The 17,411-nt window shown below is 73.8% G+C and carries 15 protein-coding genes; 7 read left to right on the top strand and 8 right to left on the bottom strand.

All coding sequences use genetic code 11. The features are described from left to right. Window positions 1-5: 5 nt before the first annotated feature. The 4 genes from IEZ31_RS06725 to IEZ31_RS06710 form a co-directional block, all read right to left on the bottom strand. The gene (locus IEZ31_RS06725) at window positions 6-584 is read right to left on the bottom strand and encodes a GTP-binding protein (protein ID WP_190248854.1); all 579 of its coding nucleotides are present in this window, start codon (window positions 582-584) and stop codon (window positions 6-8) included. Beyond that, a complete protein-coding gene (locus tag IEZ31_RS06720; protein WP_190248853.1) occupies window positions 581-976 on the bottom strand; it encodes a roadblock/LC7 domain-containing protein in 396 nt (131 codons plus the stop codon). Before IEZ31_RS06720 ends, IEZ31_RS06725 begins: the two co-directional genes overlap by 4 nt. Window positions 977-1,006: 30 nt before the next feature. Next, window positions 1,007-3,772 (bottom strand): sensor histidine kinase, encoded by a 2,766-nt coding sequence (locus IEZ31_RS06715; protein WP_190248852.1) that lies wholly within the window; start codon window positions 3,770-3,772, stop codon window positions 1,007-1,009. A gap of 374 nt (window positions 3,773-4,146) precedes the next feature. Further along, a complete protein-coding gene (locus tag IEZ31_RS06710) occupies window positions 4,147-4,497 on the bottom strand; it encodes an aldolase/citrate lyase family protein (RefSeq protein WP_268241654.1) in 351 nt (116 codons plus the stop codon). Window positions 4,498-4,641: 144 nt separating this feature from the next. On the opposite strand from IEZ31_RS06710, the gene IEZ31_RS06705 reads away from it, so the two are divergent. Together IEZ31_RS06705 and IEZ31_RS06700 are read left to right on the top strand one after the other, a co-directional pair. Further along, on the top strand, window positions 4,642-5,097 hold the full coding sequence (locus IEZ31_RS06705; RefSeq protein ID WP_190248850.1) for a hemerythrin domain-containing protein: 456 nt from the start codon (window positions 4,642-4,644) through the stop codon (window positions 5,095-5,097). A 52-nt stretch (window positions 5,098-5,149) separates the two neighbouring features. Continuing rightward, window positions 5,150-6,070 (top strand): AraC family transcriptional regulator, encoded by a 921-nt coding sequence (locus IEZ31_RS06700; protein ID WP_229834332.1) that lies wholly within the window; start codon window positions 5,150-5,152, stop codon window positions 6,068-6,070. A 375-nt stretch (window positions 6,071-6,445) separates the two neighbouring features. Here the strand turns inward: IEZ31_RS06700 and IEZ31_RS06695 are convergent, their stop codons facing one another. Next, entirely contained in the window at window positions 6,446-7,177 is a 732-nt protein-coding gene (locus IEZ31_RS06695; protein WP_190248849.1) for a TetR/AcrR family transcriptional regulator, read from the bottom strand. 71 nt (window positions 7,178-7,248) lie between these two features. Here IEZ31_RS06695 and IEZ31_RS06690 point away from each other — a divergent pair, with 71 nt between their 5' ends. The 5 genes from IEZ31_RS06690 to IEZ31_RS06670 all read left to right on the top strand — a co-directional run bounded on the left by IEZ31_RS06690 (window position 7,249) and on the right by IEZ31_RS06670 (window position 16,009). Beyond that, window positions 7,249-8,667 carry a fibronectin type III domain-containing protein gene (locus tag IEZ31_RS06690; protein ID WP_190248848.1) on the top strand — a complete coding sequence of 473 codons (1,419 nt, stop codon included), beginning with the start codon at window positions 7,249-7,251 and terminating at the stop codon, window positions 8,665-8,667. A gap of 107 nt (window positions 8,668-8,774) precedes the next feature. After that, window positions 8,775-11,363, top strand: a complete 2,589-nt coding sequence (locus IEZ31_RS06685; protein WP_190248847.1) for a fibronectin type III domain-containing protein — start codon at window positions 8,775-8,777, stop codon at window positions 11,361-11,363. A gap of 51 nt (window positions 11,364-11,414) precedes the next feature. Further along, window positions 11,415-12,359 carry an AAA family ATPase gene (locus IEZ31_RS06680; RefSeq protein WP_229834383.1) on the top strand — a complete coding sequence of 315 codons (945 nt, stop codon included), beginning with the start codon at window positions 11,415-11,417 and terminating at the stop codon, window positions 12,357-12,359. 84 nt (window positions 12,360-12,443) lie between these two features. After that, the gene (locus IEZ31_RS06675) at window positions 12,444-13,745 is read left to right on the top strand and encodes a DUF58 domain-containing protein (protein WP_190248846.1); all 1,302 of its coding nucleotides are present in this window, start codon (window positions 12,444-12,446) and stop codon (window positions 13,743-13,745) included. Window positions 13,746-13,777: 32 nt separating this feature from the next. Continuing rightward, entirely contained in the window at window positions 13,778-16,009 is a 2,232-nt protein-coding gene (locus IEZ31_RS06670) for a transglutaminase TgpA family protein (protein ID WP_373294518.1), read from the top strand. A 41-nt stretch (window positions 16,010-16,050) separates the two neighbouring features. Here the strand turns inward: IEZ31_RS06670 and IEZ31_RS06665 are convergent, their stop codons facing one another. From IEZ31_RS06665 to IEZ31_RS06655, 3 genes are read right to left on the bottom strand one after another with little or no spacing between them, the layout of a single operon-like run. Further along, a complete protein-coding gene (locus tag IEZ31_RS06665) occupies window positions 16,051-16,434 on the bottom strand; it encodes an alginate lyase family protein (RefSeq protein WP_229834330.1) in 384 nt (127 codons plus the stop codon). Window positions 16,435-16,439: 5 nt separating this feature from the next. Next, window positions 16,440-16,997: a YdeI/OmpD-associated family protein gene (locus IEZ31_RS06660; protein WP_190248844.1), complete on the bottom strand. Its 558-nt coding sequence runs from the start codon at window positions 16,995-16,997 to the stop codon at window positions 16,440-16,442. After that, on the bottom strand, window positions 16,994-17,386 hold the full coding sequence (locus IEZ31_RS06655; RefSeq protein WP_190248843.1) for a VOC family protein: 393 nt from the start codon (window positions 17,384-17,386) through the stop codon (window positions 16,994-16,996). The genes IEZ31_RS06660 and IEZ31_RS06655 overlap by 4 nt, the downstream gene beginning before the upstream one ends. Window positions 17,387-17,411 lie beyond the last annotated feature (25 nt).

Genomic DNA, 17,411 nt, shown 5'->3' with positions numbered 1-17,411 from the left:
ACGTGCTACCGGCGCACGCCGGTGCGCAGCGCCAGTGCGTGTTCGGTGACGGTCACGAGAATCTCCTTCGCCGACGCCCGGGAGCGCACGTCGGCGTCGAGCATGGGCACGCTGCGATGGATGGCCAGCGCTTCCCGGATGTCCTCGAGGTGGTAGCGCGGCGCCCCCTCGAAGTTGTTCACCGCGATGACGTAGGGCAGCCGCCGGTTCTCGAAGAAGTCGATGGCCCCGAAGCAGTCCGCGAGCCGGCGGGTGTCGGCGATGACCACGGCGCCGATGGCGCCGCGGCACAGCTCGTCCCACATGAACCAGAACCGCTTCTGACCCGGGGTGCCGAAGAGGTACAGCACCAGGTCCTGGTAGAGCGTGATGCGACCGAAGTCCATGGCGACCGTGGTGCTGCCCTTGTCGGGCACGAGCGACGCGTCGTCGTGCGCCATGCTGGCGGTGGTCATCAGCGCTTCGGTGGTGACCGGCGGGATCTCGGAGATCGCGCCGACGAGCGTGGTCTTACCCGCGCCGAAGCCACCCGCAATGATGATCTTGACTGCGGTGGGACGGCCGCGATGCGCTGGCTCGGTCACAACGACGGTCCCCGCACGGCCGGAGTCAGCGCGTCGCCGATGCGGTTCGCGAGCTCGGTCATCTCGTAGGAGACCTTGCCGACGTCGGCGTTCGGCGAGGCGAGCACGAGCAGCGAGGCGCCGTCGCTGAACGCCATGCAGAACATGAAGCCGCCGTCGAGCTGCGTCACGTTCGAGATCACGCTACCGGCCTCGAAGAACCGGGCCGCGCCGGCGAGCAGCGCGACAAGGCCGCTGCCGGTGGCGGCGAGCTGGTCGGCCCGGTCGCGGGGCAGCGCCCGGGTATGGGCCAGCACGAGTCCGTCCGTCGAGATCGCCAGCGCGTGGGCGACGTCAGGCGTGCGGCTCGCAAAACTGTCCAGCAGCCAACCGAGATCCCTCGGGTCGGTCACAGAAGTGGTCCTCTCGTTTCCTCACGTGGTTCAGTTCGCCGAGGTACGGCGGTTGGCCACACCGCGGGCGTAAGCAGACATCGCAGCGGCGACCTTGGTGGGGTCGCGGCGCGGCGCACCGCTGCCGGTGGCGGCCGCACGCTCAGCCGGAGTCGGCTCGGCGGCGCCGGGCACGAGGTGCCGCCCCGCCGACCGGACCGGCAGGCCGGACGAGGTGGTGGAGCTGACCTGCGGGGTCGCGGCCTGCTGGGCCGCCCGCCAGCCGACGTCGGCGCTGGTCTCCCAGTTCACCGGCTCGGCGAACGTGGTCTCCACCGCGGCCACCGGCGCCGACACCGGCGGCGGCGGCGACGAGGACTCGACCCGGAACCACCCGTTGACCGACTTGAAGATGGGCAGCTCGATCGACTCGTCGGCGACCGCGGCGAGCACGGCCGGCACGTCGGGCGGCGGCAACGGGGGCCACGCGCCCGGGCCGGGCGGCGGCGGCGACGCGGGTGGCGGCGGCGGGGACACGGGCCCCGCCGGCATCGCGATCGGCGGTTGGTACGCCTGCGGCTGGTATGCCTGCGGCGCCGCCGGCATCGACGGTGCGTGCGGCACCGCGCGGAGCTCCTGCGTGGGAACCGAGAAGAGGCTGCTCTCCGGCGACGCGACCGCCGGCTGCTGCTGGGTCTGCGGCGTGAACAGGTCGTTGGCCGGGCGCGGCGGCGCGCCCTGGCCGCCGGAGCCGGCGCCCACCGGGGCCAGCTGCGGCTGCCGCTCCGACGCCATGATCGGGCGGAACACCGTGCTGGGGATGGTCACCTCGGCGAGCGTGCCGGTGTGCTGGCCGGGACGGAGCTGGACGAGGATGTTGTACCGCGCGGCGATGTGCCCGACCACGGTGAGACCCATGGCGCGGACCGCGGCGATGTCGATCGCCGGCGGCTCGGCCAGCAGGTCGTTGAGCTGCTCGCGACGGGCCGGCGCCAGGCCGACGCCGGAGTCGACGATCTGGATGATGACCCGGTCGCCGAGCCCCCGGGCGGTGACCCAGACCTCCGACTCCGGCGGGGAGTAGCCGGTCGCGTTGTCCAGCAGCTCGGCCAGGAGGTGCACGATCTCGTCGACCGCCTCGGCGACCACGGCGACGTCGTCGTCGATGCTGCCGAAGCGGACCCGGACGTAGTGCTCGATCTGTGAGATTGCCGCCTGGAGGACCTTGCCGAGCGGCGCGTCCTCGCGCCGGACGCGGGCGGCCCCGGAGCCGCCCAGCACCAGGAGGCTCAGGTTGATCCGGGCCATCCGGGTGGCGAGGTGGTCCAGTTGGTACAGCTGTTGCAGCCGGTCGGGGTCGGTCTCGTCCCGCTCGACCCGGTCGACCTGGGCCAGCACCGCGTCGACCAGTCGTTGCTCGCGGCGGGACAGGTGGACGAAGATCTCGGCGACGTTGGACCGCATGACGGCCTGCTCACCGGCGATCCGGACCGCCTCGCGGTGGACCGCGCGGAAGGCGTTGGCCACGTCGGCGACCTCGTCGGCGCCGCCCACGGTCAGCGTGGCCGAGGCGCGGTCGGCGACCTCGTCCGGGTCGACCGTGCCGGGCGCGGCGGCCCGCAGCTCGGAGACGACCGCCGGCAGCTGCTCGAAGGCGACGGTGCGGGCGGCGTCGTGCAGGTACCGCAGGCGCCGCGTGATGCGCCGGGCGACCATACCGGTCAGGATGATCGCGATGAGCAGCACGGCGGCCACAGCGGCGATCTGGATGGCGGCCTGGGTCATCTGGTCGTCGCGCAGCTCGGCCACGGCGGCGACGACCGCGTCGTCGGCCTTCTGCTCCACCTGGTAGAGCAGGCCCGACCAGCCGGACATCGCGTTGATCCAGCCGACCGAGTCGAGGGCGATCGGCTGTCCGGCCGCGGTGCGGGCGACCTGGTCCTGGAAGCGCTGCGCGGCGACGACCTGGTCACCGGTGCTGGCCTGCTCGTACCAGGTCCGCCACTCGGCCGGCGCGAGCTGGTTGAACGACACCGAGGCCTCGGTGAAGCTCGTGCGCGTCGCGGTGATCTCCACCTGGAGCGCGGGGGTCAGCCCGCCCGCGGCGAGGGCGCGGAGCACCGCGACCTGCTGCTGGCCGAGCGACTCGGCGGCCCGGGAGAGCGCCGCGGCGGCGCGGATCTCGTCGGCGAGGTCGGTCGGCGCGCCGGAGCGGGCCACGGACTCGCGGTAGGTGAGCAGGTCGGCGACGAGGATGCGGTAGGTGAAGGCCAGACCGGAGACGGTGACCTTCGCGTCCTTGTTCCGCACCTGCTCGCGGACCTTGATGAGCGACGCGAGGCTGCTGTCGATGCGGTTGAGCAGGTCGTTGCCGGTGACCGAGCCGCGCTTCTCCGCATAGCTGCGGGCGGTGTCGTCGGTCAGCATCGCCTGCTGGTTGAAGGCGTCGATCTGCTGGGGCGAGTTGTTCAGCACCACGTTCACCGCCGCGGCCCGCTCACGCTGGAGCGCATGGGCGAGGCCACCCGCCTCCGAGGCGAGGGAGGCGAGGTTCTGCAGGCTCCGGCTCCGGTTCACCTGCTGGACAGTGGTGATGAGGGCGATGCCGGCGAACACCACGACGGCGACGAGCGGCACGGCGACGATGAGGCGCAGCTGGTCGATGATCCGGCGGCCCGCGCGCTGCCCGCGTCCCCCGCCACCGCCGGGCACCGGCTGGTCGTGGCGGTTGTGCCGGGTCGGTCGGCGCTCGATCTGCCGAGGGTCGCGGCCCTGCCGTTGGGCGGGCACGGGCAGCGCACTCTGGCTTTGGGTCACGAAAAGTCCCCGCAAGCATCCGAGGTTGACAATGCAGGTCAAGCGCAGACGAGCGGGAGGCAGCGCGATCGGCGCTCAATCTTCCCACTCTGCGCATCGACGTTGAGCACAATCACAGGTCGGCCGATCCGTGTCAATACCGACGTACGCCACCCAGCGACGATCGCCTCTTTCTCACTCATCCGTTCGCCTCGGATTCCGGAAGACGTACGGACCCTAACGGCTGCTTCTGGTGGGATTCGGGGGTTAGTTCGCCGCGGTCTGAAACCTCCGCGTGACGCAGAAGTTACGTGCTCGAAATAGTTACACTAAGCATTGTCGACAATGCATAGTGTGATCAATTGCCATTCGGCAATATGTTCGGGCGACAATGTCTATGCGTTCGCAAAGATTTCGCCGACCCCGGCCGCCTGGTGTTCACCAGCGCAGGCCCGGCCTCCGAAACCCATCCGGCGCAGTCGTTCGGTCGACGTCCGGAGGTCGGCGCCGCCGGCGCACGCGCCCGCCACCGGCGCGGCGATTCCGGCGGCAGACCTCGCGACGACAACCATCGATCTTATCCACAACAGCTCGCGCTCGCCAGCACTTGGCTCGATGCCTATCTCGGCGGCGAGCGCCGCCTCGCCCAGCTGCAGGCCGGCGACCCGGGGCGCCCGGGCGAGCCCGGCCGCGGCGAGCACGGCGGCCGCCGTCTCGCCGGGCCGGTCGCCGGGGGTGTGCGCCAGGACCGCATGGGTCGATCATCGGGGTGGAGAGCGCTCCCCGCACGCCGAGCCGCGCAGTTGGCTCGTCTCATTCGCCCGTTTGGCCCCGCTTGGCCCCGGGTACGCGCGACCGTAGAGGTCACTGGCAACGTTTCGGGAGGGGTTATGGCAACCGACGCCGTCACGCTGATCGTGAAGGACCACCGGATCATGGAGCGGCTCTTCGACAAGCTGCGCTCCGGCACCGGCGATCGCCAGCAGCTGCTCGACGAGTGCGCCGCCCGGCTCACGGCGCACAGCCACGCCGAGGAGGAGCGGGTGTACCCCGTGCTGGCCGAGATCGGCGAGCAGGAGGAGGCCCATCACGGCGCCGGCGAGCACCACCAGGCCGAGCGGATGCTGCACGACCTGCAGCGGATGTCGCCCGAGGGACCCGACTTCGAGGACCGGCTGGAGGACTTCATCGAGGCGGTCCGGCACCACGTCGAGGAGGAGGAGTCCCAGATGCTGCCGGCGCTGCAGGAGGCGCTGTCGGCCGAGCGGCTCGACGAGCTGGGCGCGGCCTTCGAGGAGGTCCGGCTGCGGGAGCTGGAGGTGGCCGGTCTCGGCCTGCGTCAGTGACCGGCTCGCCCGGCTTGCCGACTGGCCCTGCTTCGGTACAGTCGGGCTGGTCATGGTCAGTTCGGGCCCGCGCACCCAGCCCCCGGGCGCGGCGGTCGCTGCAGTGCAGCCACTCGCCGGTCCGGTCGCCGCCGCGCGGCTGAGCGACCTCCCCGTGGACCGGATGCCGCAGCGCACCGAGGACCACGTCGTCATGCTCGTCACCGCCGGGCAGGGCACGCACACGCTCGACTTCGTGACGTACGCGTGCCGGCCCGGCACCCTGCTGTGGGGCCGGCCCGGCCAGGTGCACCAGTTCGGCGGGCAGACCGGCTTCGACGCCACCGTGCTCGCGTTCTCCCCCGGCATCCTGCCGACGATGCCGGAGATCGACGGGCTGCGGGACCTGGTGGCCGACCCGTTCGCGGCGACCTGCTGGCAGCCGGCCGGCGAGGACGAGGAGGCGATCGTCGCCGAGATCGCCCAGATCGGCGTGGACCAGGCGCGATACGGCGGGACCCGGCTGGGCACGGCGCTGCTCGCGCATTCGATGGCGGTACTGCTGATGCGTATCGCGGCCCTCGCACCGCCTCCGCCGGCCGGTCCGGCGGCGCTGCTCCTCGGGCTGCTGCGGGCCGAGCTGGAGCGGGACGTCACGCATCGGCGCGTCGAGGAGTACGCGGACGCGCTGCGCTGCTCGGTCCGCACGCTGACCCGGGCCAGCCTGGCGGTCACCGGCCGCAGCGCGAAGCAGCTCATCGACGAGCGGATCGCGCTGGAGGCGAAGCGGCTGCTGGCCACGGGCGAGGATCCGGTCGCCGACGTCGGGCGGCGGCTGGGCTTCGACGAGCCGACGAACTTCGGGCGCTTCTTCGCCCGCGAGACGGGGCAGTCGCCGGGGGCGTTCCGCGCGGCGCTGCGCCGCTCCCCCGCGCCGCGGGTGCCGCATCAGCGCTCGGCGCTGCCGGGCCGGCTGACTCCACGCTCCGCCTGACTCCGCTCCCACCGACCAACCGCGCGCCGCGCGCGCCCGCCCCGCGCCTGCCGCCCGCCGCGCGCCGCCCGCCCCGCGCCGTGCCGCGCCCGCCCCGCGCCGTGCCGCGCCCGCCCCGCGCCTGCCGCCCGCCCCGCGCCGTGCCGCGCCCGCCCCGCGCCTCCGCCGCCGCCGAGCCGCGTCCGCCACCGCGCCGCCGCCACCGCGTCCGCCGCCACCGCGTCCGCCGCCGCCACCGCGCCGCCGCCACCGCGCCGCGTCCGCCGACGCCACCGCCCGCGATCTTGGGGTTGTGGTCCCGGATTTGTCGCCCATATCGGATATTCCCGGTACCACAACCCCAAGATCGCGCGGCGACGGGGGCTGGGCGGGCGGTCAGGGGGTGATTGGGCAGCCGCTCGGGCGGGCCTGGCCCTGGGGCGGGGCGTCGTCGAGTTCCAGCGCCGCCTCCTCGCGGCCGACGAAGGGGACGAGCGTGAAGTACGACAGCGTCGGGAGCAGGCCGGGGAGCTGGTCCACGCGACCGCTCGCCACGTAGCGGTAGATCGTCGCGTAGATGCCGCCGACGATCGTCTCCACCAGCTCCTCCGGCATCGGCAGGTCCGCGGCGCGGGGCGCGTCGGCGAAGAAGCGGTCGAAGCGGCGCAGCAGTTGGGCGCGCTCCTCCCTCGCCAGCGGACCGGCGGCGTCGATCTCGACGACCGCCGTGGTCGCGAAGGCGGGCAGCTCGGCGAGCACCTGCAACAGCACCCGCAGCGCGGAGCGGGCGCCGTCGCGCCAGTCGGGCTCCGCGCGGTACGCGTCCTCCATGAGCTTGAGCAGCAGGTCGGTGCCGTGGCGGTAGGTCGCGATGAGGGCGTCGTCCTTGCCGGCGAAGAGCGCGTAGAACGCCGGGCGGGTCACGCCGGCCGCCCGGCAGATGTCGCTGACGGTCGCGTTGGCGTACCCCTTCTGGGCCACCGTGTGCACGAGCGCGTCGAACAGCCGGTCGCGCTGGTTGGCCGCGACGACCTCGGGCGGCACCCGGCTCGGGCCCCGCTTGATGGCCCGGGAGGGATCGCGTCCTTCGCGCGCGCCGGGCAGCGGGGCAAGCTGTTCGTTCGCCATCTGACAAGTATCGATCGTGCGGGCAAGCCGCGGGGTGGCGCCCGGGGCTCGGGACAGGGCAGAGTATCGGCGTGTCCACGACCGCCCGACTCGCCTCCGCCGTGCAGGGTGCGCGGGCGGTGGCCGCGCAGGGCGACACGCGGGGCGCGTTCGCGCTGCTCGACGAGGCTGTCGACCGGGCCGGCGCCCAGCTCGGCACCGACGATCCGGAGGTGCTGGCGGCGACCGGGCTGCTCGCGAAGTTCCACGCCGACCTCGGCGAGCTCGCCGACGCCCGGCGGGTGCTGGAGGAGAGCCTCGCCGCCGGTTACCAGCGGCTCGGCGACGGGCACGAGGTCATGCTCGGGCTGGCGTACGAGCTGGCCCGCATCGCCGACGAGCTCGGCAACGTCTTCGAGGCGAAGCGGCGCTACGGGCAACTGGTCCGGCTGGGGCCGCAGGCGCTCGGGGACGACCATCCGAGTGTGCGGGCGGCTCGGCGGTATCTCGGGCTGGCCGAGCAGGCGCCGCCGGTGCACGTGCCGCACACGACGGCGCCGGCGCCGTTCGACCCGGTGTCGCCGCCCAGGGCCGCCGGGCCGCAGATCTGGCCGGCCGAGGATCGGCCGGTGTTCGAGCCGCATTCGCCGTGGCCCGAGATGCAGCCGTCGGGCCCTCCGGCCTACGGGCCACCGCCGGTCTCGGTGCCGCCGATCTCGGTGCCGCCGGTGTCGATTCCACCGGCATCGACTCCACCCGTATCGGTCCCGGCGGCGTTCAGTGCGCCGCCGTCGTACGGGCCGCCGCCTGTCTCCACGCCGCCCCTGTACGGGCCGCCGCCCGTGTCCACGCCGCCGGCCCACGGGTCGTTGCCGTCGGCGGAGGCGTTGCCCTACGGGACGACCGGCTACCCGGCCTCGGCGCCGCCGGCCTCGGCGCCGCCGGCCTCGGCGCCGCCGGCCTCCGGGCCGCCGGCCTCGGCGCCGCCGGCCTCCGGGCCGCCGGCCTCGGCGCCGCCGTGGGCCGAGCAGGAGCCGGCCGACGTCACCGACTGGGAGCCGAAGCGGCGCTCGCCGGTCACGGCGCTGCTCGTGATCGCCCTCGTCGCCCTCGTCGGCGGGGCCGCGGCGGCCGTCGTGGCGTTCGTCGTCGCACGGCCCGGAGGAACGGACCAGGCCGCTCCGCCACTGGCGACGGCCACCTCCGGACCGGCGCCCTCGCAGGGCGGCGGACCCACCGGCAACCCCAGGGCGCCGACACAGCTGAGGCTGCGCGACGACCGTACCGCCATCACACTGACCTGGATCGATCCATCGGCGGGCACCGTGCCGTTCATCGTGGCCGGCGGCCAGGAGGGCGCGCTGCGTCAACTGCAGGTCATGCCGGCCGGATCGACGACGTACACGATCAACGGACTGAATCCGAAGCTCGACTACTGCTTCACCGTCGCCGCGGTCTACAGCACGGACAGCGTCGAACTGTCAGACCTGGCGTGTACAAACAGAGCCTGAAGAATCTGACACCCACCGTGTCGGCCGATGCACGCACCGCACACCCCGCGTGTGCCGAGGCATCGACGGGAATATGATGGGCGCCGGTTTCGGGGAGGGGGCCGGAGATGAGGTTGAGCCTGCGTTCGCGCAAGAGCGGCGGGCTGGTGACGCTCAGCACGGTCGTCGGCCTCGTGGTCGTCCTGGGACTCACGCTGTTCGGCACCGGGGCGGCGAACAACGCCGTGGCCAGCTTCGACGTCAGCTCCTGGCTGTGGAGCGGCGACAAGGGCGAGGTCGCCCGGGTCAACGGCGTGACCGGCAAGGTCGACACCCGCACGAAGATCACCGACGCCCAGGGCCACACGATGCAGGTGAGCCAGAGCGACCGCTTCGTGATCCTGCGGGACCTCAACACCGGCAAGATCAGCGTGCTCGACCTGTCCAGCCTGACGCTCGGCGCGACGACCCAGTCGACGCCGGGGCTCGGCGTGACGGTCGCCGTGCACGAGGACGTGGCGTTCATCGTCGACGCCGTGCAGGGCCTGGTCCGCCAGCTCGACCCGGCGACGCTGCTGCCCGTCGGCGAGACGCTGAGCTTCCCGCCCGGGATCTCCGGCGGCGCGTTCGACGACAGCGGGCGGCTCTGGTTGCTCGTGCCGTCGGAGGGCACGGTCGTCGCGGTGAAGCCGGCGGCGCGCAAGCCGGCCGCGAGCGCGAGCGCCCAGGGCGGCCAGGGCGGCGGCACCGGGGGCAGCCCGGGCATCGTCAAGACCGTCGGCGTCGCCGACCCCAGCCACGACCTCGCACTGTCCATCCTCGACACCGGCGTGGCCGTGCTCGACAAGACCTCGACCACGCTGACCACGCTGCGCGGCGATGCGGTCCGGAAGGTGCCGCTGCGCCTCGGCGGCCCGGGCGCGATGCCGCAGCGCACGGTCGGCAACGACGTGCCCGTCACGGTCGTCGACGACCGCCATGTCTACGTGGTGAACGGCGACCGGGTCGCCGACTTCGCGGTGCCCGGTGAGAGCCCTCAGCTGCAGCCGTGCGTGGCCTGGTCGAGCCGGTTCTACTGCGCCGACGACTCGACCGGCACGGTCTACGTGCTCGACGGGCAGGGCAAGGCGCTCGACCCGATCCGGATCGAGGCCGGCGGGAAGCCGCTGGAGCTGGAGGTCCGGGAGAATCGGATGTTCATCAACGCGCCCGGCGGCTCGACCGCCCGGGTCGTCGACGAGCGGCACCACGTGCGCACCGTGGACAAGTATGCGAAGGACGTCGTCGGCGGCGAGGCACCGCCGGCTCCCCCGCCGCCGCCCCCGGCCAAGCCGCCGGTCGGCCCGCCCGGCGCCCCGCCGCGGGTCACCGCGACGGCCGGCAACGCGCAGGCCCGGGTGGTGTGGACGGCGGCGCCGGCCAACGGGAGCGCGATCACGAAGTACGTGGTCGAGGGCGACGGCAAGACCCACGAGGTCGGCGCCACCGTGCGCTCCCTCGACGTCACCGGCCTGACCAACGGCCAGTCGTACAAGTTCTCGGTGCACGCGGTCAACGCGAAGGGCGCCGGGCCGAAGCGGCAGGCCAACCCGGTGACCCCGACGTCCGAGGTCCCCGACCCGCCGGTGAGCGTCGCCGCCACCGCCAACCCCGACGGCACCGTCACGGTCACCTGGCCGGCGGCGAACGGGCAGGGGCACAAGATCGCGCGTTACGTGGTGACGAGCGTGTCGACCGGCGAGGGCAAGACGTTCGAGACCGGCCAGCCGACGCTGACCGTGCCGGCGGGCGAGCTGCCGTACGGGACGCAGGTCGCGTTCCGGGTCGCCTCGGTCAACGACATCGGCGCCAGCTCGACCCAGTCGCCGCTGAGCCCGTCGGTGGTGCCGTTCAACAAGCCGTCCGCGCCGGGCGGGCTGACCGTGAAGGCGGTCGCGACCAAGCGCGGCACGGTCGTCGCGGCCTGGCGGGCGCCGCAGGACAACGGCGCCCCGATCACCGGCTACGAGGCGACGGTCAACGGGCAGAAGCAGACGCTCGACACGGCGCTCAGCCACGAGTTCGCCGGTTTCAAGGACGCCGAGCACGTCACGATCCAGCTGCGGGCGGTCAACAAGGCCGGCCCGGGCGCGGTGGCGACCGGCGCGGCCGACACGCTCGCCCAGCCGAAGATGACCGTCGACACGGCCAACAGCAGCGCCGCGCTCAACTCGATCACGGTGCGGTTCACCGCGACCGACGGCGGCGGGGCGCCGGCCACGTGCCGGCTCGACGTGGCCGGGGCCGGCGCGATCGAGGGCGCGTGCGCCGGGTCCATGACGATGAACGGGCTGTGGCCGGCGACCGCCTACAGCTACACCGTGACGATCACCAACGCGGCCGGCATGACGGCCAGCGGCACCGGCTCGCTCACCACGCCGACCTACCGCGGCACGGTGATCTGCGGCGACACGAGCTACTGCGGCCGGGGCGCGCCGAACGGCGGCATCTGGGTGTATCGCACGCCGTCGCAGAACGGCTCCTCCGTCGGCGACGTCTACGCGCCCGACAGCTATGTCGCGATCTGCCAGGTCAACACGGGCACGACCATCAACGCCGAGCCGTGGGGCGGGCGCAAGAGCACCGTCTGGATCAAGATCCAGTTCCAGGGGGAGAACTACATCCCCTACGCCTGGTTCAATCTCCCCAACGGCACCGGACCGTTGAAGCAATGTTGATGGAGCACCGTGACCCCCGAAACGCCCACTGACCCGCCCGGCACCGAGGAGATCGCGGCCGCGGCCGGCCTGGTCGGCCGGCTCGCGCGCAACGTCGAGTCGATCGTGCTCGGCAAGCCGCTCGTGGTCCGGCTGACGATGACCGCGCTGCTCGCCGAGGGGCACGTCCTGCTGGAGGACGTGCCCGGCGTCGGCAAGACCACCCTCGCGCGGGCCATGGCGGCCAGCGTGCAGGGGCAGTGGCGGCGCATCCAGTTCACGCCCGACCTGCTGCCGTCCGACGTCACCGGCGTGACGATCTTCAACCAGGCGACCCGCGGGTTCGAGTTCCACCCGGGCCCGGTCTTCGCCAACATCGTCATCGCCGACGAGATCAACCGGGCGTCGCCGAAGACCCAGTCGGCGCTGCTGGAGGTCATGGAGGAGCGCACGGTCACCGTCGACGGCGTCCGGCACGGCGTGCCCCGCCCGTTCCTGGTGGTCGCCACGCAGAACCCGATCGAGATGGACGGCACCTACCGGCTGCCCGAGGCCCAGCTCGACCGGTTCCTCATGAAGCTCGCCGTGGGCTACCCGAGCGAGGCCGTCGAGATCGAGGTGCTGCGCGGCGCGGTGAGCCGCTCCCCCGAGGCGCTGCCGCCGGTCACCGACACGCAGGTCGTGGCCCAGCTGGTCGCCCTCGCGCGGCGGGTGCACGTCGCCGACCCGCTGTACGGCTACGCGGTCCGCCTGGCCAACGCCACCCGGAGCCACCCGCGGGTGCGCATCGGGGTCAGCCCGCGCGGCGTCATCGCGCTGACCCGGGCCGCGTGCGCCTACGCGCTCACCGACGGCCGTGGCTACGTGGTGCCCGAGGACCTCAAGGTGCTGGCCGAGCCGGTGTTCGCGCACCGGCTGGTGCTGTCGCCGGACGCGCAGGTCCGCGGTGTCGCCCCCGGCGACGTGGTGCGCGAGATCCTCGACGCCGTGCCGGTCCCGGCCCCCGTCGCGGCCTGAGCGCAGCGCAGGAGGCCGCTCAGCATGAGCACAGGGTGGAGCTCAGGCGCCCGCACCGAAGCGAAAGGCGCAAGAGCGGTTCCGATGCGTGTCACCGCCCGCGGCGCCGGGCTCGCCGCCGGCGCGGCCGTGCTGCTGGGCACCGGCCTCGCCTTCGGCTATCCGCACCTGGTCGTGCTCGGCACCGCCTGCCTCGCCGCGCTGCTGTTCGCCGGCGGCTACGTGTGGTGGCGGCCCCGGCTGACCGTCGCGCGCGAGGTCGAGCCCGACCGGGTCATGCGCGGCGAGTCGAGCACCGTCACGTTGCACGTCGGCAACACCAGCCGGCTGCGCGGGGCGACGCTGATCGCGCACGATCGGTGCGGATCCGCGGCGGTGCCGGTACCCCTGCTGCGTCTGAAGGCCGGTGGGACGACCACGGCGTCGTATCCCGTGCCGACCGCCCGCCGCGGCGTGGTGGCGATCGGCCCGCTCCGCGTGGTGCGCCGCGACCCGCTCGGGCTGCTGGCCCTCTCGCGCGGGTACGGCGGGACGAGCACGGTGTGGGTCTACCCCCGCGTGCACCGGCTCACCGCCGTGCCGACCGGCGTGGCGCGGTCCCTCGACGGCCGGGTCGACCGCGTGCCGCACGGCAGCATCACGTTCGACACGCTGCGGGAGTACGTCGTCGGGGACGAGCTGCGGCACGTGCACTGGCGCACCACCGCCCGGATCGGTGAGCTGATGGTCCGCGAGCACCTCGACACCAGCCTGCCGCGGCTGGTGGTGCTGCTCGACGACCGCCGCGGCGCGTATCCGGACGTGGACCGCGCCGGGGAGTCGGCGCGCTTCGAGGCGGCGTGCGAGGCCGCGGCGTCGATCGTCATGGCGGCGTTCCGGGAGGAGCTGCCGGTGGCGCTGCGCCTGGTCGGCGGCGCGCACGCGGGCGGCAAGGGCAGCCGGAGCTTCCTGGACGTGCTCGCCGAGGCGTCGCTGCACGACCCGCCGTCGGCCGACCCCGGCGCGCGGGGCCGCGCCGCGCACGACCCCGAGCCGCACGAGCCGCACGAGGCGCGCAGCCGCGCCACCGATGGCCCCGGGCCGCACGAGGCGCGGAACCGGGACACGCACGGCCCCGGGCCGCACGACGCCGCGCGCGGCACCGTCACTGGGCTCGACGCGACGGTCGCCGAGCTGCGCACGCGGAAGGCCGGCGACACGCTGATCTACCTCACCGGGAGCAGCACCGACCTGGGGCGGGTCGCGACCCTGCGCGGCGCCTACGCGGCCGTGGTCGCGGGCGTGTTCGGCGACGGCGACGCCCCCGGACCCGAGCGGATCACGGTGCTCGCGGCGCGCGACGGCGCCGACTTCGCCGCGGCGTGGGACGGGGTCCGGTCGTGGTGAGGCGGCTGTTCGTTCCGGTGGCGCTGGCCGGCATGCTGGTGCTCAGCGCGTTCGCGCTCGCCCCGATCTACAACGGCACCCTGCTGCCGGTGCTCATGGCCGCCGCGGCCGCCGGCTCCGTGCTCGTCGGCACCGGCGTGCGGCGGCTGCCGGCCTGGACGGCGGCGCCCGCCTCCGTGCTCGGGCTGGCCGTGCTGACGTTCGTCGCCGTGCGCGTCTCGGCCGCGGCCGGCCAGGTGCCGGGCAGCGTGCCCGACATCGCCCGCGAGGCGTTGCGCAACAGCATCCCGCGGCTGCTCACCGCGCTGATCCCGATCGAGCCGCAGCCCGACACGGTGGTGCTGCCGGTGATCGCGACGTGGCTGGCCGGGCTGGCCGCCACCGAGCTCGGCGTGCGGTACGGTCGCGTGCTGCTCTCCTATCTCCCGCCCACGCTGCTGTTCGGCGGCGCCCTCTACCTCGTCGGCCCGGACACCACCGCCGCGCGGGCCACGACCTGGGTGCCGCTCGCCTACGCCGCGTTCGCCGCGCTGGGGCTCATCGCCAGCGGCCGGGAGCCGCAGCCGGGCGAGCTCACGGCGGACCAGCGCCGCACGATCCGGCTGCGCGTCGGGGCCGGCGCCGCCGCCGGGCTCGCGATCATCGTGGTGCTCTCGCAGTTCCTCGGCCCGGCCGTGGCCGAGCAGGGCAGCTCGACCCCGGTCGATCCCCGCAACTACGTGACGCCGCCCCAGCTCGACTCGCTCGACGAGAACCCGCTCGTGCGCCTGTCCGGCTGGAACCTCAACAAGGACCAGCACCTGTTCGACGCCGTGGTGACGCCGGAGGCGCAGCCGCTGATCCGCCTGGCGGTGCTCACCGACTACGACGGCGTGACCTGGCGCATCGACTCCGTGTACCGCAACGCCGGCCGCGTGCTGGGCCGCCCCGAGGGCACCGGCCCCGAGGTGACCCAGCGGATCACCATCGACGAGCTCGACGGCCGGCTGCTCCCCGGCGTCGCCACCCCGCAGCGGGTCGACGGCGTGCGCGTGGCCTTCGATGCCGAGACGGGGACGATCGCCTATGCCGAGCCGCTGCACAAGGGCCTGACGTACACGGTCACCTCCCGCCGCGACCCGCGCCCCGACGACAACGCGCTGTTCGTCGCCGAGGTGCCGGCGCCCGAGGAGGCCGGCGACCTGGTCGCCCTGCCCGGCAAGGTGCCCGACTCGATCAGCCAGCTGTCGTCGCACCTCGGCGAGGGCGTCTCCAACCCGTACCAGCGGGCGTTCGCGATCCAGCAGTGGCTGGAGGAGCACTACCGGCTGGTCGCCGACGCCCCCAGCGGCCACGCCTACCCCAACGTCGAGTATTTCCTGTTCGGGCCCAAACAGGCCGGCGGCCAGAAGGGCACGTCCGAGCAGTTCACGGCCGCGTTCGCGGTGCTCGCCCGGCTGGCCGGCCTGCCGACCCGGGTGGTCGTCGGCTTCCAGACCCGCAAGGACGACCCGGCGGTCCGCGGCGGCGACGCGATCGCCTGGCCCGAGATCCTGTTCAAGGGCGTCGGCTGGGTGGCGTTCGACCCGCTGCCGAAGTCCGACACCGTCCAGCGCCCGGTCGAGGACGACTTCAAGCCGAAGGCCCCGCCGTCCCCGCCCCCGCCGCAGTCGGTGCCGCCGGTCTCGGTGTCCGCCAGCCCGCCGGCCTCCCGCTCGGGCTCGGCCCAGGCCGCCGCTCCCCCGGCCGGCTCGGGCACGGCGACGCTGGTGGCGGCGGCGTCCTCCGCCGCCGTGGTGGTCCTGGTGCTGGCCTTTTTCGCATCGGTACCGCTGGTGCACCGCGCCCGGCGCCGCCGCCGGCTGGAGCAGGGTCCCCCGGCGCAGCGCATCGACGCCGCCTGGTCGGAGGTCCTGGCCGGCCTGCGGCTGGCCGGCCGCCCGGCGCCGGCCCATCTGACGGCGCGGGAGGTGGCGCAGTACGCGTCGACGGCCGCGATCCGGCACGCCCACGCCGGGGCGCCACGGTTACGCTCCGCGGTCCCGCCGGTGGACGACCTGGCGGCGCTGGTGAACGCGGTCGCGTTCGCCGGCCCGACGCTGGCCGCGACCTCGGACTCGGCTGCAGGCTCGCGTGGGGCCTCGGCGGTGAGCGAGCCGCAGGCCCGCCTGGCCGCGGACCAGGCCGTCGCGTACGTGGCGGCCCTGCGCGCCCAGCGCCCGTGGTGGCGCCGCCTGCTGTGGACGTTCGACCCGCGCCCGCTGCGCTGGCACCGCCGCCGCTGACCCACCGAGCCCCTTGGCGGCGTCCCGTGCGTCGGGTGGGGTCAGGCGGGGTTGTCGGCGTGGGTCAGGGTGATCTCCGCGGCCCGGGGCCAGGACGATCCCGCCCAGCCCGTCTGCAGCGGGGCGTTGCTGTTGGTGTGGTCCTGGATGGTGGCCGACCAGGCGTCCATGATGGCGATGGCCTTGGTCGCGTACCGGCTGTCGCGCGTGATGTACCAGGCCAGCGACAGCGTGTAGGCGGCGATGGCGTCCTCGCGCTCGTCGGTGCAGCCGTAGTTCGGGTTCGAGTACGAGCCGCACTCGACGACCGCCCGCGGCTTCGGCGTGCGCGACAGCGACGCGTACCTGCTGGCACCCGAGGCAACTGTAAGGAAGGTTGCCCGACCATGCCAACATCGATGCGTCGCGATGTCAACCGCCCACATGCGGATTAAGGATCGTTTCGCCCCGGGGTCAGGTGGGCCACGGCGCGGGTCAACGCCCGCGAGCGGGCCGCCGGCGTCCGGGCCTTCAGCAGCGGCAGGAACAGCGCGTACTGAGCGCTGCGGGTCAGCGCCGAGTACGCCGCCCGGGCCGGCGCGTTCGCCGCCAGCGCCTCCACCAGGTCCGGCGGGGTCTCGGCGGTGCGCTGGGCTTCGTACGCCGCCGCCCAGCGGCCGTCCGACTGCGCCGCCGCCACCGAGGCAAGACCGCCGGGACGGAGGCGGCCGGCCGCCGCCAGCGCCGAGACCCGCTCCACGTTCACCCGGGACCACGGGCTGCCGGGGCGGCGGGGCGAGTAGCGCTGCAGGAAGTACCGGTCGTCCAGCGCCCGGCGGTGGCTGTCGATCCAGCCGTGGCACAGCGCCACGTCCCCCGCCTCCGCCGCCGACAGGCCCGGACCGGAGGCGCCCTTCTTTGCGATCCGGAGCCACGCCTCCCCGGCCGAGGAGGCGTTGGCCAGGAGCCACTCGTCCCACGCCGCGACCGACGTGAACACCAGCGTCATGACGCGCCCTTGAGCGCGACGTAGTGCGGGCTGTAGATGATGCCGAACACGTTGCCGAACGGATCCACGACCGACGCCGTCACGAAGCCCGCGCCGCGGTCCTGTGGCCCCTCCAGCGACGTCGCGCCCAGCGCCAGGAGCCGCTCATACAGCGCGTGCACGTCGTCCGTGTGCCAGTGCAGCACCACGCCCGCGCCGGGAGTCACCCCCGCCGGGCGGTACCGGGCGTCGATCAGGCCCAGCTCGTCCTGGTCGTCGCCGAGCCGCCACTCCGCGTACCCGGGGCGCTCGAAGTACGGCGGAAAGCCGATCAGCGACGTGTACCACTCCCGCGCCGCGGCCCAGTCGTCCGCCCAGTAGCTCGCGTTGGCCATGCCTCGAAGGTTCATACGACGAGCCTAGAAGCGGTTGCGG

Origin of the sequence: Dactylosporangium sucinum, assembly GCF_014647515.1 — a bacterium.
Lineage (GTDB): Bacteria > Actinomycetota > Actinomycetes > Mycobacteriales > Micromonosporaceae > Dactylosporangium > Dactylosporangium sucinum.
Note: the sequence above shows the minus strand (reverse complement) of the source record. Positions and strands in the feature narration are given on the sequence as shown.